This is a genomic window from Streptomyces sp. W1SF4 (assembly GCF_003950035.1).
GTDB lineage: Bacteria > Actinomycetota > Actinomycetes > Streptomycetales > Streptomycetaceae > Streptomyces > Streptomyces racemochromogenes.
The window spans coordinates 2,656,538-2,678,922 of record NZ_CP034350.1 but is presented as its reverse complement, the minus strand read 5'-3'; the positions used below and the strand labels follow the sequence as shown (position 1 = coordinate 2,678,922).

The 22,385-nt window shown below is 72.8% G+C and carries 16 protein-coding genes; 10 read left to right on the top strand and 6 right to left on the bottom strand.

Going from position 1 to position 22,385, the window contains the following annotated elements:
- Window positions 1–164 precede the first annotated feature (164 nt).
- Window positions 165–3,161, bottom strand: coding sequence for a beta-N-acetylglucosaminidase domain-containing protein (locus tag D1J60_RS12450; protein WP_206436518.1), 2,997 nt, complete (start codon window positions 3,159–3,161; stop codon window positions 165–167).
- Window positions 3,162–3,399: 238 nt separating this feature from the next.
- Here D1J60_RS12450 and D1J60_RS12445 point away from each other — a divergent pair, with 238 nt between their 5' ends.
- From D1J60_RS12445 to D1J60_RS12435, 3 genes are read left to right on the top strand one after another with little or no spacing between them, the layout of a single operon-like run.
- Window positions 3,400–3,609 (top strand): hypothetical protein, encoded by a 210-nt coding sequence (locus tag D1J60_RS12445; RefSeq protein WP_125604740.1) that lies wholly within the window; start codon window positions 3,400–3,402, stop codon window positions 3,607–3,609.
- Between the two features lie 17 nt (window positions 3,610–3,626).
- Window positions 3,627–5,627: a 4-alpha-glucanotransferase gene (locus tag D1J60_RS12440; protein ID WP_125821142.1), complete on the top strand. Its 2,001-nt coding sequence runs from the start codon at window positions 3,627–3,629 to the stop codon at window positions 5,625–5,627.
- 20 nt (window positions 5,628–5,647) lie between these two features.
- Window positions 5,648–5,881, top strand: coding sequence for a hypothetical protein (locus D1J60_RS12435; protein ID WP_125604744.1), 234 nt, complete (start codon window positions 5,648–5,650; stop codon window positions 5,879–5,881).
- A 137-nt stretch (window positions 5,882–6,018) separates the two neighbouring features.
- Here D1J60_RS12435 and D1J60_RS12430 read toward each other — a convergent pair whose 3' ends face one another.
- Window positions 6,019–6,555: a MarR family transcriptional regulator gene (locus D1J60_RS12430; RefSeq protein WP_125821141.1), complete on the bottom strand. Its 537-nt coding sequence runs from the start codon at window positions 6,553–6,555 to the stop codon at window positions 6,019–6,021.
- Window positions 6,556–6,721: 166 nt separating this feature from the next.
- Between D1J60_RS12430 and D1J60_RS12425 the strand changes: the two genes are divergently transcribed.
- The 3 genes from D1J60_RS12425 (at window position 6,722) to D1J60_RS12415 (ending at window position 9,685) form a co-directional block, all read left to right on the top strand.
- Entirely contained in the window at window positions 6,722–7,711 is a 990-nt protein-coding gene (locus D1J60_RS12425) for an EamA family transporter (protein WP_125821140.1), read from the top strand.
- A 165-nt stretch (window positions 7,712–7,876) separates the two neighbouring features.
- On the top strand, window positions 7,877–8,716 hold the full coding sequence (locus D1J60_RS12420) for a DMT family transporter (protein ID WP_241253550.1): 840 nt from the start codon (window positions 7,877–7,879) through the stop codon (window positions 8,714–8,716).
- Between the two features lie 66 nt (window positions 8,717–8,782).
- The gene (locus D1J60_RS12415; RefSeq protein WP_125821138.1) at window positions 8,783–9,685 is read left to right on the top strand and encodes a LysR family transcriptional regulator; all 903 of its coding nucleotides are present in this window, start codon (window positions 8,783–8,785) and stop codon (window positions 9,683–9,685) included.
- Window positions 9,686–10,221: 536 nt separating this feature from the next.
- Here the strand turns inward: D1J60_RS12415 and D1J60_RS12410 are convergent.
- Window positions 10,222–11,565 carry a hypothetical protein gene (locus D1J60_RS12410; protein WP_125821137.1) on the bottom strand — a complete coding sequence of 448 codons (1,344 nt, stop codon included), beginning with the start codon at window positions 11,563–11,565 and terminating at the stop codon, window positions 10,222–10,224.
- 137 nt (window positions 11,566–11,702) lie between these two features.
- On the opposite strand from D1J60_RS12410, the gene D1J60_RS37235 reads away from it, so the two are divergent.
- Window positions 11,703–11,876, top strand: a complete 174-nt coding sequence (locus tag D1J60_RS37235) for a hypothetical protein (RefSeq protein ID WP_164720889.1) — start codon at window positions 11,703–11,705, stop codon at window positions 11,874–11,876.
- Window positions 11,869–12,123: a hypothetical protein gene (locus D1J60_RS12405; RefSeq protein ID WP_125821136.1), complete on the top strand. Its 255-nt coding sequence runs from the start codon at window positions 11,869–11,871 to the stop codon at window positions 12,121–12,123. The genes D1J60_RS37235 and D1J60_RS12405 overlap by 8 nt, the downstream gene beginning before the upstream one ends.
- A gap of 588 nt (window positions 12,124–12,711) precedes the next feature.
- Here D1J60_RS12405 and pepN read toward each other — a convergent pair.
- On the bottom strand, window positions 12,712–15,282 hold the full coding sequence (gene pepN, locus D1J60_RS12400; RefSeq protein ID WP_125821135.1) for an aminopeptidase N: 2,571 nt from the start codon (window positions 15,280–15,282) through the stop codon (window positions 12,712–12,714).
- A 138-nt stretch (window positions 15,283–15,420) separates the two neighbouring features.
- On the opposite strand from pepN, the gene D1J60_RS12395 reads away from it, so the two are divergent.
- Window positions 15,421–15,927, top strand: a complete 507-nt coding sequence (locus D1J60_RS12395; RefSeq protein ID WP_125821134.1) for a DUF1203 domain-containing protein — start codon at window positions 15,421–15,423, stop codon at window positions 15,925–15,927.
- A gap of 56 nt (window positions 15,928–15,983) precedes the next feature.
- On the opposite strand, the gene D1J60_RS12390 is transcribed toward D1J60_RS12395, so the two are convergent.
- Entirely contained in the window at window positions 15,984–17,012 is a 1,029-nt protein-coding gene (locus tag D1J60_RS12390; protein WP_125821133.1) for an aspartate-semialdehyde dehydrogenase, read from the bottom strand.
- A 263-nt stretch (window positions 17,013–17,275) separates the two neighbouring features.
- Here D1J60_RS12390 and D1J60_RS12385 point away from each other — a divergent pair, with 263 nt between their 5' ends.
- Complete coding sequence (locus D1J60_RS12385) at window positions 17,276–18,757, top strand: M28 family metallopeptidase (RefSeq protein WP_125598018.1); 1,482 nt, start codon at window positions 17,276–17,278, stop codon at window positions 18,755–18,757.
- 82 nt (window positions 18,758–18,839) lie between these two features.
- Here the strand turns inward: D1J60_RS12385 and D1J60_RS12380 are convergent, their stop codons facing one another.
- Complete coding sequence (locus D1J60_RS12380; RefSeq protein ID WP_125821132.1) at window positions 18,840–22,175, bottom strand: S8 family serine peptidase; 3,336 nt, start codon at window positions 22,173–22,175, stop codon at window positions 18,840–18,842.
- Between the last annotated feature and the right edge of the window lie 210 nt (window positions 22,176–22,385).

Genomic DNA, 22,385 nt, shown 5'->3' with positions numbered 1-22,385 from the left:
TGCGCGGGGCCGGTCCCCTACCCGCCCTTCCCCCGTTCCCTGGGGCTCCGCCCCAGACCCCGCGCCTCAAACGCCGGCGAGGCTGAGATCAGCCCCGCCGGCGTTTGAGGCGAGAACGGGTGAAGGGCGGGGAGGGGCAGACCCGCGCAGCGGCCCGGCACCCGTCAGGGGGCCGCCACCGCCTGGGCCGTCGCGGACCACAGGCTGCAGCCGAAGCGCGTCGCGCGCCGCTCGCACGTCACGCGGACGAGCCGCGTGTCCGGCGCGTCCAGCCGGACCGCGTCCACCCCGCCCCGGGAGGACACCACCGCACCCGGGCGCCACGTCACGCCGTCGGCCGACGTCTCCACCCGGAACCTCACGGGGTACGCCTCCTGCCAGTGCAGGGTCACCAGGCCCACCCGCGCCGGCGCCGCCAGTTCGGCCTGCCACCACGCGCCGTCCACCGCCGGGGACGACCAGCGCGTCGCGGCGGAGCCGTCCACCGCCGCCGACGCCGGGAACTGCGGGCCCTCGACCCCCGAGGCGGTGGCGCGGGCCCCGCGCAGCAGGTCCGGGCCGCCGGTGCGCGGCACCGCCCGGACGGTGAGCACCCGCACCTCCCCGTCGAAGGACAGCGGGACCGCGTACTCCCCGGACGGGGTGCCCGCCGCGACGGTGACCTCCACCGGGACGGCGACCGTCGCACCCCGGGGCACCACCACGTCCTGCGGCAGCCGGACCTGGACCCCGGCCGGCGGGGCCGCCGTCAGCGGGCCCCGGAACTCCCCCGGGCGCAGCCCGGACAGCTGCGCCGTCACCGTGCGCGCGCCGCCCCCGGCCTCCACGTCGGCCCGGCCCCCGTCGGCCAGTTCGAAGCGGGCCCGCGGGCCGTCCGCGAACCACGGGACCACCTTGTGCACCACGGGCGCCGGCCCCGCCCACGACAGCCGGACCGCGTCCGCCCGTACTCCCTGCGCGTCGGCCTGCGTCCAGCCGGACACCGCCGCTTCGCCCAGCCGGCGCCAGCCCTCGCCCGGCACGTGCACCTCCACGGCCGCGCCCCGCGCGCCCGGCGCCAGCGGGTCCGTCATCACCGTGACCGCGGCGAGCGGCCGCGCGGAGTCCAGCCGGACGGTGTAGGCGCCGGGCTCCTCCCGGACGGTGCCGTCCTCGCGGGCCGCGCCCGTCCAGGCGTCCGACTCCGCCGCCGCCCTCGCCAGGAAGGGGTCCAGCACGGAGCCGTCCACCCGCACCCCGCCCGGTTCCGCCAGCGCCTCCCGCGCCGCCGCCAGTTCCCGCGAGGCCCGCCAGGCGGCCGCCCCGTCGCCCCGGGCCTCGGCCCGCAGCAGGTCGACGGCCAGCTCGCCCGCCGCCCCGTACCGCGAGAGCCGCTCCAGCCACGGCCCGGCCTCCGCCGCCACCGGTGCGTCGAGGCGCCCGGGGGCCTCCCGCAGCACCGTGAACGCCGCCCGCAGCCGCTCGCCGGCGGCCTTGTCCCCGAGGGCACGGGCCCGCCAGAACTCCTCCACCAGCGGCTTCAGGTAGGCCGACTCCTCCACCTTCAGGCCCGAGGAGGCGGTGTTCCCGGCCAGCGCCGCCAGCGCGGCCCGCGTCTTCGGGTCCGGGCCGGACAGGTCCCGCACCGCCGCCGCCCACGACTCCCCGGCCCGGTAGCCGCGCGGGTTCCACGCGTAGTCCGCGGCCGTGAACAGCGGGATCCGCGACAGGGTGCCCTGCGCCATCGCGTTGGCCAGCACCCCCGCCGAACCGCCCGCCACCGCGGGATCCCGCCCGGCGTAGGGCCCCAGGAAGATCCGGCCCGGGTCCCAGTCGTTGACCGGGTAGTTGTCCATGGTGACCAGCGGGTGCGCGAGCGCCGCCCGAGCCCCCGCCAGCTCCCTGCCCGTGATGGTGCGCGGCACCACGCCCACGCCCGTCCAGGCCACCTCCACGCGCGGGTCCAGCGCCCCGGCCAGCGCCGTCCGGTAGGTGGTGGCGCCGTCCTGGAAGTACTCCGTCGGCAGCAGCGACAGCGGGGCCGCCCCCGGATGCCGCGCCGCCAGGTGCGCGGCCAGCTCGCCCGCCACCTCCGCGTGCGCCTTCGCCGCCGCCGCCGGGCCCGTCCCGTACCGCACCCGGTCGGCCCGGCAGCCCCATTCGGTGTAGCTGACGTCCTGGAACTGCACCTGGAACGCCCGGAAGCCCAGCTCCCACATCGCGTCGGCCTTGCGCAGCAGCGCCGCCCGGTCGTCCGCCGACGCCAGGCACATCGACTGCCCCGGCGACACCGCCCAGCCGAGGACGACGTGGTTGGCGCGGGCCCGCTCCGCCAGCGCCCGGTACTCCTCCTGCCGTTCGCGCGGGTACTCCTCGCGCCAGGCCGTGGTGCGGTACGGGTCGTCGCCGGGCGCCAGCAGCATCCGGTTCTGCTTGGTGCGGCCCAGGAAGTCCAGCTGCGCCAGCCGCTGTTCCCGGCTCCAGGGCTGCCCGTAGAAGCCCTCGGTGATCCCGCGCACGGGCGCGATCGGCCAGTCCCGCACCAGCATCCCCGGCACCTTGCCGTGCCCGGCCGCCAGCAGCTGGCGCAGCGTCTGCGCGGCGTGGAACAGCCCGTCCCCGCCCACCCCGGCCAGCGCGACCGTGTCCCGCCCGCCGGTCCGGCCCACCGCCAGCCGGTAGCCGCCGGCCGGCAGGTCACCGGCCGGGGCCGCGCCCAGCGCCAGCAGGGCCTCCTCGGCGTCCGCGCCCTGGAGCCGTACGACGAGGGCCCGTTCGGGCAGCGCCGCGCCCGGGGGCCGCTCGTGCAGGGTGCGCACCCCGGCCGCGCGCAGGGAGGCGCGTACGACGTCGGCGGCGTACGGGTCCACGTCCACCGGCAGCACCAGGACGGCCTCCGCCGGCACCGGCAGCTCCCGGCCCGGATCGGCGGTGGCCGACTGCGGCCGCGGCCACACGGCCGGCCCCTCGGAAGCGGCTCGGGGAACGTCGGAGCCCGGGTCGATGGCCGACCCGAGTCCCGCCGCGGAGACGGGGACGGACCCGCTGTCGGGGCGCGGGGATCCCGAGTTCCCCGGCGAGGCGGTGATCCGCGGCGGAGCCGAGGCGACGGCCCCGCCGAGCAGGCTCCCGATGACCGCGACGGCCGCGGCCGTGGTCCGCTTCCTGCCCCTGAGCTGCACGGAGCCTCCCCAGTCCCGAGTCGTCCCCCGACCGTGTGAACGGGCCCGAGCCCACCACCCGTGCTGCCGGGGTGTCAATGCGCGTGGGGTGATCTGACCGGGATCCGCCAGGAATGCGATGCCCCTGACTGGGTATGGCTGCGGTGTTCGACGCGGGTGTTGCATGGGAGGTCCGAAGAACCGCAGCACGGTCCCGAGAACCGCACGGCGGTCCCGAGGACCGCAGAGGGAGGACCCCATGAACGCCCGCACCGCGTCCGGCCACCGCAGGAAACCCGCCCCGCTCGCCCACCTGCCCGTGCCGTCCGGCCCCGCCGACGGGCCGGCCTGCGCCGCGCACCCGCCGCTGACCAGCGAACCCCCGCTGGCCGGTGCCGCGTACGCGCCCCTGACCAGTGAGTCCCCGCTCGTGGCCGAGGCCCCCCTCACCAGCGAGCCGCTCACCTAACCCTCACCCAGCCAAGGATGACGATGGACGACCTCGCCCGGCTCGCGGCCCTCTACGGCGTCGCCACCTCCTACCAGCCCGCCGAGGACGTCACCGTCCAGGTCCCCGAGGCCACGGTCCGGACCGTGCTGGGCCTGATCGGCGTACCCGTCGACACCCCCGAGGACGTGCGGGTCAAGGCCGCAGCGGCCGAACGGGAGCGGGCCGGGCGGCTGCTCCCGCGGACGCTGGTGCACTGGCGGGGCGAGCCCGCCCCGGCGGCCCTGGCCGCGCTGCCGGCCGGGACCCGGCTGCGGGTGACCCTGGAGGACGGGGCCGGGGAGGCCGACTGGCACCCCGGCCTGCCCCCCGGGGTGCACCGGCTGGCGGCCGGGACGCCGGACGGGCACACCGCCTCCGCCACCCTGATCGTGGCCCCCGACCGGGCCCCGGCGGCGCCCGACCGCGCCCACGGGCTGCTCGTCCAGCTCTACTCCCTGCTCTCGGAGCGCTCCTGGGGCATGGGCGACCTCGGCGACCTCGCGGAGCTGGCCCGCTGGGCCGCCCGCACCCACGGCGCCGGGTTCGTCCAGGTCAACCCGCTGCACGCGGCCCTCCCCGGGACCCCGACCGACCCGTCCCCCTACCGGCCGGCCTCGCGCCGCTTCCCCGACCCGGTGTACCTGCGCGTCGAGGACCTCCCCGAGTGGGCGGACTGCCCCGACCGGGACGCCCTCGCCGAACTCGCCGGCCGGGGCGGGGAGCTGCGCCGGGAGGTGCTGGAGAAGGGGGCGCTGATCGACCGGGACGCCGTGTGGGCCCTCAAGCGCGCGGCCTTGGAACTGCTGTACGCCGTCCCGCGGGCGCCCGCCCGGGAGGCCGCCTACCGGGCCTTCCGCGCCGCGCAGGGCGAGGAGCTCGCCCGGCACGCCGCCTGGTGCGCGGCCGTCGCGGGGGAGGACCCGAAGGAGCGCACCGACTTCCACTGCTGGCTGGTCTGGCTGACGGACACCCAGCTGACCGGTGCCCAGCGGGCCGCGCGGGAGGCCGGGATGAGCGTGGGCATCGTCCACGACCTGGCCGTCGGGGTGCACCCGGACGGCTCGGACGCCCGCAGCGGCCCCCTGCACCTGCGGGAGATGTCCGTGGGCGCCCCGCCGGACGCCTTCAACGCGCGCGGCCAGGACTGGGGGCTGCCGCCCTGGCGGCCCGACGTCCTGGAGGCCCGGTCGTACGCCCCGTTCCGGGCCCTGCTGCGCGGGGTGTTCCGGTACGCGGGGGCGGTCCGCGTGGACCACGTGATGGGCCTCTTCCGGCTCTGGTGGATCCCGCGGGGCACCCCGCCCGCGCAGGGTACGTACGTCTCCTACGACGGGGAGGCGATGCTGGCCGTACTGGTCCTGGAGGCCCACCGGGCCGGGGCGCTGGTGGTCGGCGAGGACCTCGGGACCGTCGAGCCGGAGGTACGGCGGGCGCTGGCCCGGCGCGGGATCCTCGGCACCTCGGTGCTGTGGTTCGAGCGGGACTGGGCGGGCGACGGCGCACCGCTGCCGGCCGGGGCCTGGCGGTCGCAGTGCCTGGCCACCGCCACCACCCACGACCTGCCGCCCACCGCCGCCAAGCTGGCCGGTTCCCACGTCGAACTGCGCGACCGGCTGGGCCTGCTGACCCGCCCTCTGGACCTGGAGCGGGCCGAGGACGCCGCCGACACCGCCGAGTGGCTGGCGGTACTGGACCGGCTGGGGCTGGAGGCCAAGGGCGAGGAGGCCGCCGTACGGGCCCTGTACGCCTTCCTGCTGCGCACCCCGGCCCGGCTGGTCGGCGTCTGGCTGCCGGACGCGGTGGGGGACCGGCGGCCGCAGAACCTGCCGGGCACCTGGGACCAGTACCCCAACTGGCGGCTGCCGGTCGCCGACGCGGAGGGCCGCCCCGTGACCCTGGAGGCGCTGACCGCCTCACCCCGGGCGAACGCCCTGTTGAGCGCGGTGCGGGAGGGCGCGCAGACCCGTACGGCACCCCCGGGCGCGCGCCCCGTTTAGGTGTTCGCTACGTTTGCACCGTGGACAAGAAGAACGCTCTGCGCGCCGGCGTTGTCACGGCCGGATCGACGCTGATGATGCTGCTGATGACGTCTCCCGCCCTCGCGCGGACCCGCGACGACGGTGACGACCCGGGCCCGGGCCTGAGCATTGGCGAGACGCTCGGCGTGTTCGTGGCCGCGCCGATCGTGCTGTTCCTGGTCATCGCGGGTCTCGTGATGGTCGGCGACAAGTCGCGCAAGAACCAGGCCTGACCCGACCGGGCAGGTCCTTCGTCAAGGCTTCCGGGCGCCGGAGGTCCGCGGAACCGGTGTGAGCCGGTCCCGACGCGACCTCCGGCGCCTTGGCGTACCCGGATGGGGCCCGCGGGATCCCCCGGGGCCGGCGGTCCTCAGGGTCCCTCGGCCCCCAGGGTCCCCCGGGACACGTCGGCGAGCAGCTTGCGCAGCATCCCGGTGAGCTGTTCGACCTCTTCGGCGTCGAAGCCCTCCAGGGCCCGGCGGTGCACCGCCAGGCCGGCGGAGACGGCCTCGTCGGCGAGGGCGAACCCGCGGTCGGTGAGGGTCACCTGGAGGCCGCGCCGGTCGTGCGGGTCGGGGCTGCGGGTGAGCAGGCCGGCCTTCTCCAGCTTGTCCAGGCGGCCCGTCATCCCGCCGGTGGTCAGCATCAGCGTGGCCGCCAGCTGGCGCGGCGAAAGGGTGTACGGGGCCCCGGCGCGGCGCAGAGTGGCGACGACGTCGAACTCCCCGCGGCTGATGCCGTAGCCGTTGTACGCGCGCTCCACGGCGTCGCCGACGGCCTTGGCGATGCGGTAGATCCGGCCGAAGACGGCCATCGGGGCGGTGTCCAGGTCCGGTCGCTCCGCGGCCCACTGCGTGGTGATCGCGTCGACGGCGTCCGGCTGGGCGTCCTTCTTCACCTCGGTCATAAATGAAGTATCCGATTCCGCTCAGTGGTTCGCAAGAAAGTAGCTTGCTTAAAAGTAGCTTAGGAGTAAGCTACTTATCAGCGACCTACCCGGGGAGGTCCGGGGACGGGCCCCCGGGCAGGTCGCGGCCAGCCTCACCCCGCCAGCCGATCCTCACCGCCGAGGAGTGACCGTGAACCGCGTCACCACCACCCTCCTGACCGCGCTCGCCCCCATCTCCTGGGGCTCGACCTACTTCGTCGCGAGCGAGCTGCTGCCCGCCGACCGGCCCCTCTTCACCGGGGCCATGCGCGCCCTGCCCGCCGGCCTGCTGCTGGTCGCCCTCTCCCGCGTCCTGCCCAAGGGCGCCTGGTGGTGGAAGTCCGCGGTCCTCGGCACCCTCAACATCGGCGCCTTCTTCCCGCTGCTCTTCCTCTCCGCCTACCGGCTCCCCGGCGGCGTCGCCGCCGTACTGGGCTCCGCCGGGCCGCTCTTCGTCGTGGGGCTCGCCGCCCTCCTCCTCGGGGAGCGGGCCCGGCTGCGGACCGTACTCGCCGCCGTGGTCGCCGCGTTCGGCGTGAGCATGGTGGTGCTGACCGCCGAGGCGAAGCTCGACCTCATCGGCGTCATAGCCGGCGTGGTCTCCTCCGCCTCCATGGGCGCGGGCACCGTCATGACCAAGCGCTGGGGCCGCCCCGAGGGCGTCGGCCCGCTGGCCGTGACCGGATGGCAGCTCACCGCGGGCGGCCTGGTCATCATCCCGATCGCCGCACTGGTCGAGGGGGCGCCGCCCGCCCTCGACGGCAAGGCCTTCCTCGGCTACGGCTACATGATGCTGATCAACACCGGGGCCGCGTACTTCCTCTGGTTCCGCGGCATCGGCCAGCTCACCGCCACGTCCGTCACCCTGCTCGGCCCGCTGTCGCCGCTCACCGCCGCCGTCATCGGCTGGGCCGCCCTCGGCCAGGCCCTGACCCCCGTACAGCTGGTGGGCATGACCATCGCCTTCGGCGCCACGGTCTTCGGGCAGCTCCCGGGGCGGGCGCCGAAGGGCGCGGCCGGGGGTGGGGCCGGGGGTGAGGTGGGGCCCGAGGCCCGGGTCGCGCCGGGACCGTTCAGCAAGACTGAAGGAAACCGTCAAAATCTTTCGATGGACCTGGGTGAAGCGAAGGTGTGAGAGTGGGTCCACGACCCACACCACACACGCAGGGGGACACCACCAGTGACCGTCACCGACCGCATCCGCACCGCACCCACCGCCGCCGGCACCCTCGCCGGCGGCGGCGCCGTTGCCGGAGACAAGGCGAGGAAGGGAGCCGCCGGACTCGGCGTACTCCTCGCCCTGGTCGCCACGGTCGTCTGGTCCGGCAGCTTCGTCGCCACCCGCGGCATGGCCGAGACCGTCCCGCCCGTCCAGGCCGTCTTCTGGCGGTGGATCATCGCCGCCGTCGCGGTCACCCCCTTCGCCGCCCGCCAGGCCTGGCAGCAGCGGGCCCTGCTCCGCAAGCACCTCGGCTACATCAGCCTCGCCACGCTCTTCGGCGTCACCCTCTACAACACCCTGGTGCACCAGGCCGGCCTGACCACCTCGGCCTCCAACATGGGCATGATCATGGCCGCCTCGCCGGTCATCATGGCTCTCTACGCCCGCCTCGGCGGCGAACGGCTCGGCGCCCGCCGCTCCTGCGGCATGCTGCTCGCGGCCTTCGGCGTCCTGCTGCTCGTCGGCGACGGCTCCCTCGGCTTCGACTTCGGCGCCGGCGACCTCTGGATGTTCGGCGCCGCCCTCTCCTTCGCCACCTACAGCGCCCTGCTCAAGCGCAAGCCCGCCGAGATCGGCGGCCTCGCCTTCCTCCTGAGCACCTTCGTCCTCGGCGCCCTGATGCTGGCCCCCGCGTACGCCGTCTCCCTCACCGTCCAGGGCGGCTTCGAGGCGACCCCCCACACCGTCGGCCCCCTCCTCTACGTCGGCGTCTTCTCCTCCGCCGTCGCCTTCTTCGCCTGGAACAAGGCCATCTCCCTCATCGGCGCGGCCCGCGCGGGAGTCGTCTACTACCTCCAGCCCGTCTGCGTCGCAGCCCTCGGCCTGCTCCTCCTCGGCGAACGCACCGGCCCCGCCCAGCTCCTGTGCATGGCCCTGATCCTCGGCGGAGTCGCCTTCGGCAGCACGGCCCGCAGGTAACTGCCTGCGGGTATCTGCCAACAGGTAACTGCCCGCAGGTAACTGCCCGCAGGTAACTTCCCCCCTGTGACCGACTGGGACATCAAGAAGCTCCGCATCCTGCGGACCCTGGCCGACCAGGGCACCGTGACCGCGACGGCCGAGACGCTGCACATGACGCCCTCGGCCGTCTCGCAGCAGCTGACCAACCTCTCCCGCCAGCTGGGGGTGCCGCTCCTGGAACCCCAGGGCCGCCGGGTCCGCCTCACCGACGCCGCCCACCTGGTGCTGCGCCACACCGAAGCCGTCTTCGCCCAGCTCGAACGCGCCGACGCCGAACTCACCGGCTACCGGTCCGGCGAGTCGGGCGAAGTCCGCGTCGGCGCCTTCTCCACCGCCGTCCCGGTCCTCGTGGTCCCGGCGGTCGCCGCCCTCCGCCTCACCCACCCGGGCATCGAACTCCGCGTCCGCGAGACCGAGGCGGCCGAGTCGTACGAACTCCTCTCCGCCGGCACCGTCGACCTCGCCCTCTCCCTCGCCGCGCACGCCCCGACCGCCCAGGACACCCGCTTCACCCGGATCACCCTCCTGGAAGACCCCCTGGACGTGGCCCTCCCCCCGGACCACCCCCTGGCGGCCGCACCCGTACTCCGCCTGGCGGACCTCTCGGCGGACCGGTGGATCTACGGCGGCAGCGGCCCCTGGTCGGAGATCACCCGGTCGGCCTGCGAACCGGCGGGCTTCGTCCCGGAACAGGCCCACTCGGCCTCGGGGTGGACCGCGATCCTGGCGATGGTCGAGGCGGGCATGGGCGTCGCCCTGGTCCCCCGCATGGTTTCGGCCCGCGCCTCGGGCGTAACGGTCCGCACCCTCACCCACGACCGCCCCACCCGCCACGTCATCGCCGCCCTCCGCCGGGGCACGGAGGCGGCCCCGGCCCTGGCCCAGGCCCTGCGGGCCCTCCAGAGGGCGGCGGGGAGGCTGGGCTGAGGGGGCGGCACCCCGCGGGGCGGTCCCAGGGAGGGTTGGGGGTTTCCCGTCAGTCCCATCGTCCTTCCGGTTCGGGTCGGTCCCTCAAGGGCGCTCCTTCGTCGCGTCGCTACGCGATGGCCTTCGGCCACCCTTGACCGACCGGCCCGAACCGGAAAGCCGAAAGACTGCCGGGAAACCCCCAAAGAAACGGGACGGTCCAGAGGAGGAGTGGCGGGTCCCTCAGCGCTGAGACGAGGGGCCAGGCGCCGGCCCGCCCGACATCCGGGGCCTCAAGAGTCCAGATCCCGGACCAGGGGCGCGACAGCCCGCACGGGAGGTTGATCAGAGCGACCTGCGGCGCCCCAGGCGCGACAGATCGCTACGCGCTCCTCTCGTCTCAGCGCCCGACGACCGCCTGTGGCTGATACCCGCACCAAGAGCCGATCAGAGCAGCGCAGGGACCCGACGGGCGCGACAGATCGCTACACGCTCCTCGGATCTCAGCGTCGACGGTCGTCCTGGGCTGGCACATGAACCCAATGGCGACTGCCCGGTCAGCCCTTGAGCGCGCCAACGAGCCGGGCGCGCTCGCGGAGTTCTCGTACTGCGCGAACGGTGCCGTGCGGGCGGAGCCTGAGGTTCATCACCTCGAAGTGCTCGTCGCCCCGTGCGGAGGAGAGGGCTTCGTACTCGTCCAGGAAGCGGCTCCACGATTCGCACGCGGCCTCGACGTGGCCGATGGACAGCTGTCGCTGTGCGAGGACTCCGTAGGCGTGCAGGCGGCCTTGGCGCTCGTTGGCGGGCTGCAGCCGGATCGATTCACGCAAGGTCCTTACCGAGCCCGGTACATCCTTCGTCTCGTTCAGGACGTGCGCGACGTGGAACAGGTAGGCGGTCCGGTCGTAGCCGCCGATGGATTCCCGGCGGTCGTCGGCTCGGGCCAGCGCTTCCTCGGCCTCGCGCAGGCGGACGAAGGCCTGTCGTTTGTCTCCGACCATGGCCGCGCCATGCGCCTGCTGGCCGCGCAGGAACGCTACTAGGCGCGGGCCGGCGGAGGGTGCCGCTTCCGCCGCCGAGTCGGCGAGTTCCAGGGCCCTCCTCCCGTACCCGAGGTTGGATGCCTGGAGCGACATGCCGCGCAGGGTCCGGCAGTAGGTGGTGTGCTCCTCCGCCTCCCCGGCCAGCTTCAGCGCGGACACGTAGTAGTCCTGGCCCAGCCGGTGCTGCCGTTCGTACATGGCCATCCACCCCGTCAGGTAGACCAGGTCTGAGGCGGCGGCGAGGAGGCTGCGCCGGACCGGGGCCGCAGCCTCAGCCTTCAGCCATGGGCCGACGGTGTTCACGAGGAAGGCTGCCGCCATCGGCCGGGCGTGGCCAGCGCCGAGTTCGTCGAGGATGTCGGCGATCCGGTCCGTCATCGCAGCCACAGCGTCCACCTGCGCCTGTCCGACCTTCGTCGTCGCCTTCCCGGGCCTGATCGGCTCCGGGCTGTCGGCCCGCGCGAGGGTCGGGAACAGCGGGATGCTGAGCGCTGCGGAGAAGACTCCGGCCGCGATCACGCGGCGCCGGGACGGATCCATGTCGGCCCTTCCGAGGTCTACGAGTTCCCGCACAGTGTCCGCCTCAGCCGTTCCGCCCGGGGGCGTGAGCCCCGCCTCGGCGTAGGTGACCGGCCGTGCCAGCTTCCGTTCGAACGCCTCGACGACCAGCGCCCTGACCTGCGGCCTCGGTTGGTGCCCCGCTACCCACTGGGACACCGCAGGCTGACCGTATTTGAGCGCGAGTCCGGCCTCCGCCCCCATGCGGTTGACGATCGAGGCGAATTGGCTTCTTGACCATCCGGCCTGCTCAAGGAGCGTCGACAGGCCGGTGTTGGGTGTGCGTGAGCGTCGAGCCATGAGCAACTCCCCACAAGTGCATGACTTGCATGCTTCTCCGACCCTCCAACGGTACTCGCGCGGGGGCGACACGCGGTTACCTCTTCACACCGATCAGTGATCGCGCGGCCGTCCCGCGCCGACGTAAGGAGCCGACCATGACCAGCCGGATCATCCACAGCTGCGCCAAGGGCGTGTTGGGGATCGACACGTCGGGCGACCCCTGGCTCGGCCTGGAGGCCTCGTTCACGCCCACCCAGGAGCTGCTGGACCGAGCCCGCTCCGGCTGGCAGCGCTTCACCGCGTCCTTCGAGGAGCCCTGCGATGACTGACCAGTACGAATACGTCCCCCACCGCCTCCTCCACCGACGCGTCCGAGACATCGCCTCCGGCACCGAAGGCCTGTTGATGGCGGTGATCAATGAGAACGTCTCCGACACCGGCATCGAACGCTGGATGGAACTGGCCTACATCCGTGGCGCCTGCGGCCGCGAGTTCACCACCGCCGCCACCAACGTCGAACCCGCCCCGGACCAGCCCAAGACGGCCGCCGGCCGCCGAGACAAGAGAAGCGCGTAGCGATCTGTCGCGCCTGCCGGACTCCCAGGTCGATCTGTTCGTCCTCTGGTGCGGGTATCAGCCCAAGGCGGTCGTCGGACGCTGAGAAATGGGGAGCGCGTAGCGATCTGTCGCGCTTGGGGGGTCTGGAGGCCACCTGGATCAACCTCTCGTGCGGGTAGCCGCACCCCTGGCCCGGAATCAGGACACCTGAGGGCCGGATGTCAGGCGGGCCTGCCCGCGGCCCCTCGTCTCAGCGCTGAGAGACCCGCTCCTCCAAGGATCGTCCGTCCCGTTTCTTTGGGGGTTTCCCGGCAGTCTTTCGGCTTTCCGGTTCGGGTCGGTCGGTCAAGGGTGGCCGAAGGCCATCGCGTAGCGACGCGACCGAAGGGAGCGCCCTTGAGGGACCGGTCCGAACCGGAAGGACGATGGGACTGACGGGAAGCCTCCGCCCCTCCCTGAGACCGGTCCGGGGGACACCGCCCCCGGACTCCGGCCCGCAGACGAGGGGGCGGGTGGGCAAACACCGACCCGCCCCACCCCCTCGAGGGGGAGATAGCCGGCCCCCGCCCCGGCCCCCACCAGGGGCAGGGGCGGGGGCCCAAACCGTCAGGCTGCCGACGCGTCCGCTGCCTGGGCCTTCAGGGCGCGTTCGACGCCCGCGCGGGCCTCCGAGACCAGGCGGCGCAGCGCGGCGTTCGGCTCGGCGGCGGCCAGCCACGCGTCCGTCGCGTCCAGGGTCGCCTGCGACACCTGGAGGGACGGGTACAGGCCCACCGCGATCTGCTGCGCGATCTCGTGGCTGCGGCTCTCCCAGATGTCCTTGACCACCGCGAAGTACTTCTGCGCGTACGGCGCGAGCAGCTCGCGCTGGTCGGTCTGGACGAAGCCGCCGATCACGGCCTCCTGGACCGCGTTCGGCAGGTCGGACGACTCCACCACCGAGGCCCAGGCCTCCGCCTTGGCCTCGGCGGTCGGGCGCGCGGCCCGCGCCGTCGCCGCGTGGCGCTCGCCGGCGGCCGTCGCGTCCCGCTCCAGCTCCGCCGCGATGGCCGCCTCGTCGGCGCGACCCGTGGCCGCCAGGCGCTCCAGGAACGCCCACCGCAGCTCCGTGTCCACGACCAGGCCCTCGACCTCGGCCGAGCCGTCGAGCAGCGCCGCCAGGTAGGTCAGTTGCCCCTCGGTGCGGGCCGTCGCCGCGAAGGCGCGCGCCCACGCCAGCTGGTGGTCGCTGCCCGGCTCGGCGCCGCGCAGGTGCTCCAGCGTGGCCTCGGTCCAGACGGCCAGGCCCTGGTCCCGCCACGCCGGGTCGGCGTACAGGTCGACGGCCAGCTTCACCTGGCGGTGCAGGGACTGCACCACGCCGATGTCGGTCTCCTTGCCGATGCCCGACAGGACCAGGGACAGGTAGTCGCGCGTGGCCAGCTCGCCGTCACGCGTCATGTCCCACGCCGAAGCCCAGCACAGCGCGCGCGGCAGCGACTCGGTGAAGTCGCCGAGGTGCGCGGTGACGTTCGCCAGCGAGACCTCGTCCAGCCGCACCTTCGCGTACGACAGGTCGTCGTCGTTCAGCAGCACGACCGCCGGACGGGCGCGTCCCGCCAGCTCGGGTACGGCGGTCAGCTCGCCGTCGATGTCCAGCTCGATCCGGTCCTTGCGGACGAGCTTGCCGCCCTCCAGGTCGTACAGGCCGACCGCGATGCGGTGCGGCCGCAGCACCGGCTCGCCCTTGGCGCCCGCCGGCAGCGCCGGGGCCTCCTGGCGGACGGCGAACGCGGTGATGACCCCGTCCGCGTCCGTCTCGATCTGCGGCCGCAGCACGTTGATGCCGGCCGTCTCCAGCCACGCCTTCGACCAGGCGGTCAGGTCGCGGCCGGAGGTCTCCTCCAGCGCGCCCAGCAGGTCCGAAAGGCGGGTGTTGCCGAAGGCGTGCGCCTTGAAGTACGCCTGCACGCCCTTGAAGAAGGCGTCCATGCCCACGTACGCGACGAGCTGCTTGAGCACCGAGGCGCCCTTGGCGTACGTGATGCCGTCGAAGTTGACCAGGACGTCGTCCAGGTCGCGGATGTCGGCCATGATCGGGTGCGTGGACGGCAGCTGGTCCTGCCGGTACGCCCAGGTCTTCATGGAGTTCGCGAACGTGGTCCACGCGTGCGGCCACTTCGAGCCCTCGGCGTAGGCCTGGCAGGCGATCGAGGTGTAGGTGGCGAACGACTCGTTCAGCCACAGGTCGTTCCACCACTCCATGGTGACGAGGTCGCCGAACCACATGTGGGCGAGCTCGTGGAGGATGGTCTCGGCGCGCACCTCGTACGCCGCGTCCGTCACCTTCGAGCGGAAGACGTACTGGTCGCGGATGGTGACCGCGCCGGCGTTCTCCATCGCGCCCGCGTTGAACTCCGGCACGAAGAGCTGGTCGTACTTCGCGAAGGGGTAGTCGTAGGCGAACTTCTCCTGGAACCAGTCGAAGCCCTGCCGCGTGACGTCGAAGATCGCGTCGGCGTCGAGGAACTCGGCGAGCGAGGGGCGGCAGTAGATGCCGAGCGGCACGGACTGCCCGTCCGGGCCCTCGTACGAGCTGTGCACCGCGTGGTACGGGCCGACGATCAGCGCGGTGATGTACGAGGAGATGCGCGGGGTGGGCTCGAAGGCCCACACCCGGTCCTTCGGCTCGGGCGTCGGGGAGTTCGAGATGACCGTCCAGCCCTCGGGGGCCGTCACGGTGAACTGGAACGTCGCCTTCAGGTCGGGCTGCTCGAAGCTGGCGAAGACGCGCCGCGCGTCCGGCACCTCGAACTGGGTGTACAGGTAAGCCTGCTGGTCGACGGGGTCGACGAAGCGGTGCAGGCCCTCGCCGGTGTTGGTGTAGGCGCAGTCCGCGACGACACGGAGCTCGTTGGCCCCGGCGGCGAGGTGGTCCAGGGCGATCCGCGAGTCGCGGAAGACGGCGGCCACGTCCAGCGACTTGCCGTTCAGGACGACCTCGTGGACGGCCGGCGCGACCAGGTCGATGAAGGTCCCGGCGCCTGCCTCGGCCGACTGGAAGCGCACGGTGGTCACGGACGGGAAGGTGCCGCCCTCCTGCGCGCCGCTGAGATCGAGTTCGATCTCGTACGAGTCGACGGTGAGCAGCTTCGCCCGCTGCTGAGCCTCTTCACGGGTGAGATTCGTGCCAGGCACGCGTTCATCTCCTTTGATGGTGACGTTGCCCGGCCATCCTTCCACGCGGGCCGGGCCGCCGGGCGGGACTAATCCAGAGGCGAACACGAGGTCCGATTCCCGCCAGACCCGGCGGGGCCGCCCGCGCACCCTGGACCCATGACCACGACGACGCACACCGCGCTCCCCATCCCGCCCGCCACCCTGACCGCCCTGCGGGCGCGGGACGACGCCGGGCGCCCCTGCGTTCCGTACGAGGACCCCGAGGGCGGCGCGCCGCTGCGCTGCTGCCTGCGCCGCAGCCGGCCGGGGGAGCTGATCGCCCTCGTCTCCTACGCCCCGCTGCGCCGCTGGGCCGCCGCCACGGGAGCCGACCCGGGCGCGTACGACGAGCAGGGCCCGGTCTTCGTCCACGGCGCGGAGTGCGGCGGACCCGGGGCGGGGTCCGGCCACCCCTTCGCGAACGCGGGGGCCCTGCGTACGGTCCGCCGCTACGACGCGGGTGGCCGCATCCTCGGCGGCCGCGTCCTCACGCTGCCCGAAGCCGGTGCCGCCGAATCCGTCGACCAGGCCCTGGCGGAGGCCTTCGCCGACCCGCGCACCGCCCTCGTCCACGTCCGCGCGGCCGAGTACGGCTGCTTCCTCTTCGAGGTCCGCCGGCCCTGACACGCCGGAGGGGCGGTGCCGTACCGGCACCGCCCCTCCGCGTCGGACCGGTGGCGTCAGCCGCGCAGCTCGTCCGCGACCAGCTCCGCGATCTGGACGGCGTTCAGCGCGGCGCCCTTGCGGAGGTTGTCGTTGGAGAGGAACAGGGCGAGGCCGTTGTCGACGGTCTCGTCCACGCGGATGCGGCCCACGAACGAGGCGTCCTTGCCGGCCGCCTGGAGCGGGGTCGGGATCTCGGACAGCTCGACGCCGGGGGCGTCCTTCAGCAGCTCGTAGGCGCGCTCGACGCTGATCGGACGCTCGAAGCGGGCGTTGACCTGGAGCGAGTGGCCGGAGAAGACGGGGACGCGCACGCAGGTGCCGGAGACCTTGAGGCCGGGGATCTCCAGGATCTTGCGGGACTCGTTGCGGAGCTTCTGCTCCTCGTCGGTCTCGAAGGAGCCGTCGTCGACGATGGCGCCGGCCAGCGGCAGCACGTTGAAGGCGATGGAGCGCTTGTAGACGCCCGGCTCGGGGAACTCGACGGCCTCGCCGTCGTGGACCAGCTTGGTCGCGTCGGCGGCGACGGCCTTGACCTGGCCGTCGAGCTCGGCGACGCCGGCCAGGCCGGAGCCGGAGACGGCCTGGTAGGTGGTGGCGATCAGGGCGGTGAGCCCCGCCTCCTCGTGCAGCGGGCGCAGCACCGGCATGGCGGCCATGGTGGTGCAGTTCGGGTTCGCGATGATGCCCTTGGGGCGGTTCTTGATCGCGTGCGGGTTGACCTCGGAGACCACGAGGGGGACCTCGGGGTCCTTGCGCCACGCGGAGGAGTTGTCGATCACGACGGCCCCCTGGGAGGCGACCTTCTCGGCGAGGGCCTTGGAGGTCGCGCCGCCCGCGGAGAAGAGCACGATGTCCAGGCCGGAGTAGTCGGCCGTGGAGGCGTCCTCGATGGTGATCTCCCGGCCCTGCCAGTCGATGGTGGAGCCGGCGGAACGGGCCGAGGCGAACAGCCGCAGCTCGTCCACCGGGAACTTCCGCTCGGCGAGGATGCCGCGCATGACTCCGCCGACCTGTCCGGTGGCTCCGACGATTCCGACCCTCACGGTGACTCCTTCAAATACGTGGACGCGGGCGCGCGTGAGGCCATCATGCGTTCGACCCCACGAGGCTTGTCCAATCCATTGTCCGAGGTGCGGACAGTGTCGGGTTCGTGAACCGGGGTGACGAGTCCGTGACGGCCGTGTTTCACCGCCACCGAAAGTCCGTTTTGCCTGGTCAGGGGCGGTTAGCTTCCGTTCAGCCGTGATCGTTATCCGGACGCGGCGCACCAGACTCCGATACACCCGCACCCCGGGGGGACCACACCATGCCGAAGATCCACCGCCACCGCCGGTCCATACCGGCCCTCGCCGCCCTCGCGGCGGCGGCCGTCGCCGCTCCCGTGCTGCTGGCGGCCACGCCGGCCAGCGCCCACCCGCGCGAGGGGAAGCTGGCCCAGGAGCTGGTGGAGGAGGTCACCGCGCGCGGGGCCTACCGCCACCTGGCGAAGTTCCAGCAGATCGCGGACGCCAACGGCGGCAACCGGGCCGCGGGCACCCCGGGCCACGCCGCCTCGGCCGCGTACGTCCACGACACGCTGAAGAAGGCCGGGTACGACGTCTCGTACCAGGACTTCGACATCTACGAGGCGCACACGAAGACGGAGAGGACCACCGTCCTCGGCGACCAGCCGCGCGAGCTGGCCACCGCCGCCTTCACCTTCACCAAGTCCACCCCGGCCGGCGGCCTGGCGGCCCCGCTCGCCCTGGCCCGGGTCGACGAGACCCCGGGCTGCACCGCCGACGACTACGCGTCCGGCACCTTCACCGGGAAGATCGCGCTGGTCAAGCGGGGTGCGTGCACCTTCGTGGAGAAGCAGCGGGCCGCCGCCGCGGCGGGCGCGGTCGGCGTGATCGTCTACAACCACAGCGGCACCACCCCGGTCCGCGGCGGGTTCTCCTCCCCGGCCGAGGGGGTCATCCCGAGCGCGGGCATCACCCTGGCCGACGGTGAGGCGCTGGCCGCGGCCGCCGCCAAGGGCGAGGTGAAGGTGCGCCTGGACCTGGACCAGGAGCACGTGAAGAAGACCACCCGCAACGTGATCGCCGAGACGCGCGGCGGGCGCGCCGACCGCGTGGTGACGGTCGGCTCGCACCTGGACTCGGTTCCCGAGGGCCCCGGCATCAACGACAACGGCTCCGGCTCGGCCGGCCTCCTGGAAGTGGCCCTCAAGCTCGCCGACGAGGGTGCAAACAAGAAGAACAAGGGGCCCGCCAACAAGGTGCGCTTCGCCTGGTGGTCGGCGGAGGAGCTGGGCCTGCTGGGCTCCGAGCACTACGTGGCGCAGCTGTCCGAGAAGCAGAAGAAGGACATCGCGCTCTACCTGAACTTCGACATGATCGCCTCGCCGAACCCGGCGCAGTTCGTCTACGACGGCGACGACTCGGACAAGACCGGCGCGGGCGCCGGCCCGGCGGGCTCGGCGCAGATCGAGGCGCTGATCAACGGCTTCCTGGACAAGAAGGGCAAGCCGCACGAGGGCAGTGACTTCGACGGCCGCTCCGACTACGGCCCGTTCATCGAGAACGGCATCCCGGCGGGCGGCACCTTCACCGGGGCCGAGGGCATCAAGACCGCCGAGCAGGCCAAGCGCTACGGCGGCACGGCCGGGGCGGCGTACGACCCGAACTACCACGGGGCGGGCGACAACCTGAAGAACATCGACCTCAAGGCGTTCGACACCAACCTGGACGTCATCGCCCACGCGGTCGGCACGTACGCGGAGTCCCTGCGCACGCTCGGCAAGTAGCGCCGCGAGGGGGGAACGCGAGGGGGAAGCCGAAGGGGCGGTGCTCGGTCGAGCACCGCCCCTCCGTCATGCGTTCACACCGTTACGGGATGACCTTGTCGATCTGCACGCTGCCGGTGCCGGCGGCGGTGCCGCGGGCGTTGAGCAGCTGGACCTGGCCGAAGAACTGACGGCCCTCGGGGGCCGCGCCCGTCACCAGGACGTTCGCCGAGACCTGCGCGGAGGCGCCGGTGGCGAGGTTGACCGCGGCGGCCTCGTCGACCTGGACGGAGCCCAGGGCGGCGGAGAAGAACACGTCGCGGTAGTCGTACGTGGTCGTGCCGGCCGGGACCGCGTAGCCGATCACCTTGATGGTGTAGGTGCCGGCGGCGGGCTTGAGCAGGCTGACGGACTCGTCGGAGTCGCCGTCGGCGGAGGAGCCGACCTTGACGCCGTCCTTGTAGACCTCGAGGTCGAGGTCGGCGGCGGTGTCCGAGGGCTTGTTGATCGCCACGTCGAGGCGGGCGGCGCCCTCACCGACGGTGACTTCGGTGGTCTTGGTCTCGCCGGCGGCGATGGTCGGCTTGTCGACCTTCGCGGAGCCGAGCGGGCCGCCCCGCAGCTTGCCGCCGGAGATGGCGGCGGCGTCGTTCTTCACGGTCCACTGGACCGGCGCCGGGGTGCCCTGCTTGACCTCGGGCAGGACCTTGACGGCCGGGTCGAAGCCCGCGCCGAGGACGGAGACGTCCAGCTTGAACGGGTTGTCGAGCAGCGGCGACGTGCGGCGCGACTCGACCTCGATCTCCCAGACGCCCGGCTGCGGGTTCTCGTACGAGCGCAGGTCGGGGCGGCACTTGTTGGCCGGGTTGTCGTAGTTCGGGTAGCACTGGGTGGTCGCGCTGTCCTCGACGCCCGTGCCGTACGGGTGGATCGAGATGAAGCGCGTCTGGCTGCCCGCCGCGAGCCCGCCGAGGGCGACCTCGAGGGTCTTGGCGCCCTGCGGAACGGTCACGAAGTACGACTTGTGGCTGTTGCGCTGCACGGTGGAGGTGTCCGACAGCGTGAAGGACGGCTGCGCCAGCGGGGTGGAGGCGACGACCGTGGCCAGGATCTGCTTGTCGACGCCCTCGGTGGTGGGGTCGTCGAGCTGCAGGATGCCGCTGTGGACGCCGGCCGACTTGACGTTGGCCTCGACCTTGATGGTGACCGGCTTGTTCAGCGGCAGGGTGACGTAGTCGTAGCCGCCACCGCCGACGACCTTGAAGGTGCCGTCGTTGTTGCGCCAGCTGATGTTGTGCCGGGTGCCGTACTTGACGCCGGTGGTGCGGGTGACGACGACGTCGTAGACCTTCTTCTGGCCGACCTTCAGGCCGCCCTCGCGGTCGTAGAGGCCGGTGCCGAAGCCCGGGGTCTTCAGGAACTGGTCGAGCGCGGTGTCGACGGGGGCCTTGACCGTGAACTCGTTGGCCTTGGCTCCGCGCTGGATCGACTCCCACGCCTTGGGGATGTCGATGAGACCGGCGCCCTGTGCGTGGGCCGGGACGTCGTCGATCTTCTTGGCGGTGCTGGTCAGCGCCACGCGCAGGTTGGCCGGGGGCAGGGCGATCTTCGCCTGCTTGGCGGCCGAGATCAGCAGGGCGCTGGCGCCCGCGGCCTGCGGCGAGGACATCGAGGTGCCCTGGAGCATGCCGTAGCCGGCCGGGAGGCTGTAGCCGGACTCCTTCACGGGCGCGCCGGGCAGCCAGGTCTGGATGGTGTTGATGGCAGCGCCGGGGGCGGTGATGGTCGGCGTGAACCCGCCGTCCTCACGCGGACCGCGCGAGGAGAAGGGGAACATGTTGTACTTCTTGGTCACGCCGGAGCCGTAGTTGGCGGCCCAGGTCTCCTTGGAGACCGCGGCGCCCACGGAGATGACCTTGTCGGCGAGGCCGGGGTCGCCGATGGTGTTGACGCCCGGGCCCTCGTTGCCCGCCGAGATGACGAGCTGGACACCGTAGGTGTCGATGAGGTTCTTGTAGAGCTCGGAGCGGGCGTTGTTGCCGTCGTTGAGCGCCGGCAGGCCGCCGATCGACATGTTGACGATGTCGACGCCGCGGTTGACGACGAGGTCGATCATGCCCTCGGTCAGCGCGACGTTGGTGCAGCCGCCGGACCAGGAGCAGGCGCGGGAGGAGACGAGCTTGGCGCCGGGCGCCTGGCCGTTCATCTGGCCGCCGAACAGGCCGTTGGCGGAGGTGATGCCCGCGACGTGCGTGCCGTGCTCGGACTCGATGATGCCGATGTTGACGAAGTCGGCCTTCTTGCCGACCCAGTCCCCGCCGAGCGGGTCCATCTTGACGTCCTTGCGGATCTCGATGGTGAACGGGATCCGCTCGGCGACCTCGGTGGCCGGGTCGTCCTTGCCGAAGTAACCGATCTGGAAGCCGTCCTTGTACGGCTTCATCGGCTCGTTGTTGGTGAAGTCACCGTCCTGGTCGGTGTCGACGCGGACGGTGCCGGCGGCCGGGTCGTAGAGCATGCCGAACCGGTCGGTGGTGTCCCCGTCCCGGTTGACGTCGCCCTTCATGTCGCCGTTGGCGGTGATCGACTCGCTGAAGCGGCTCCACTGGAAGCTGCCCTCGGGGGCCTTCCAGCTCTGGCCGCCGGCGGTGAAGGCGCCGCCCGCGGAGGTGACCGGGGTGATCTGGGCGCGCCAGGTCCCGTCGTTGTCCGTGATCGGGTCGGTCGCGGTCACCCAGTCGACGATCTTGCGCTCGCCGGTGGTGGTCTTCTGCAGCGCGGGGTGGCTGACGTCGACGCCCGAGTCCATGATGCCGATGGTCACGCCACGGCCGTCGGCCTGCGGGTTCTTCTTGACGAAGTCCACCGAGCCGGTCTCGAACGAGGGGTTGTACGGGTTCTTGGCCGGGGTGTTCTTGTCCGGCGCCGGGTAGGTCTCGGCGGCGGTCTTCTTCGCCGAACCGTCCTTGCTCGCCTCGGGGCGCGGGTCCGGGAGCCGGATCTCGTGCCGCAGGTCCATGCCGTGCACGGACTCCAGCTTGGCGGCCGCCTTCAGGGCGGCCTCCGCCTTGTCGGTCGGCAGGGTGGCGCGTACGTAGCCGAGCTTGTCGTACGTCTGGCCGATCGAGGCGCCCTGGACGGCGTCCAGCTGGTCGGCGACCTGCTTGGTCTGGCCGGGGGCGGTCGCGACCATGACGGTGACGGTCGCGTCACCCTTGGCCTTGGCCTCCTGGAGCAGTTCGGCGTCGGCCGAACCGAGCTTCTGGTCCGCGGACTTGACCGGGGCGGTCGTCCACGGGTCGTCGCCGGCCGCCGCGAAGGCGGGCACCGCGCCGGTGGCGCAGAGGGCGGCCACCAGGCCCGCGGCCGCCGCGACGCGGGCCGCGCGCCTGGTGCCGGGTATGGCCCCGGTGGTGGAGCTGGGGGAGTCGAGGGTCATCAGCATCCCTGGCTAAGTGAAAGATACGGTCCGGAATTCGGTGCCGGATGACCGGTCAGCTTTGCCTAAGTGACTGCTGTTTGGGGAGTGTTGTCATTGACCGAGACCTGACATGGCGGGTTCCCGTCAGTGCGGAGGCTCCGCCAGTGAGGACATGACGGGGCAAGCCGGGGCGACTCGCAAGGCCCGGTGAGTTGATTTATCGACTTT

Bases quoted from the DNA above. Each gene is read 5' to 3' on its own strand.
- D1J60_RS12445 (WP_125604740.1), top strand. From the start codon at position 3,400: ATGAACGCCCGCACCGCGTCCGGCCACCGCAGGAAACCCGCCCCGCTC.
- D1J60_RS12430 (WP_125821141.1), bottom strand. From the start codon at position 6,555: ATGACCGAGGTGAAGAAGGACGCCCAGCCGGACGCCGTCGACGCGATC.
- D1J60_RS12440 (WP_125821142.1), top strand. From the start codon at position 3,627: ATGACGATGGACGACCTCGCCCGGCTCGCGGCCCTCTACGGCGTCGCC.
- D1J60_RS37235 (WP_164720889.1), top strand. From the start codon at position 11,703: ATGACCAGCCGGATCATCCACAGCTGCGCCAAGGGCGTGTTGGGGATC.
- D1J60_RS12380 (WP_125821132.1), bottom strand. From the start codon at position 22,175: ATGACCCTCGACTCCCCCAGCTCCACCACCGGGGCCATACCCGGCACC.
- D1J60_RS12385 (WP_125598018.1), top strand. From the start codon at position 17,276: ATGCCGAAGATCCACCGCCACCGCCGGTCCATACCGGCCCTCGCCGCC.
- D1J60_RS12395 (WP_125821134.1), top strand. From the start codon at position 15,421: ATGACCACGACGACGCACACCGCGCTCCCCATCCCGCCCGCCACCCTG.
- D1J60_RS12410 (WP_125821137.1), bottom strand. From the start codon at position 11,565: ATGGCTCGACGCTCACGCACACCCAACACCGGCCTGTCGACGCTCCTT.
- D1J60_RS12405 (WP_125821136.1), top strand. From the start codon at position 11,869: ATGACTGACCAGTACGAATACGTCCCCCACCGCCTCCTCCACCGACGC.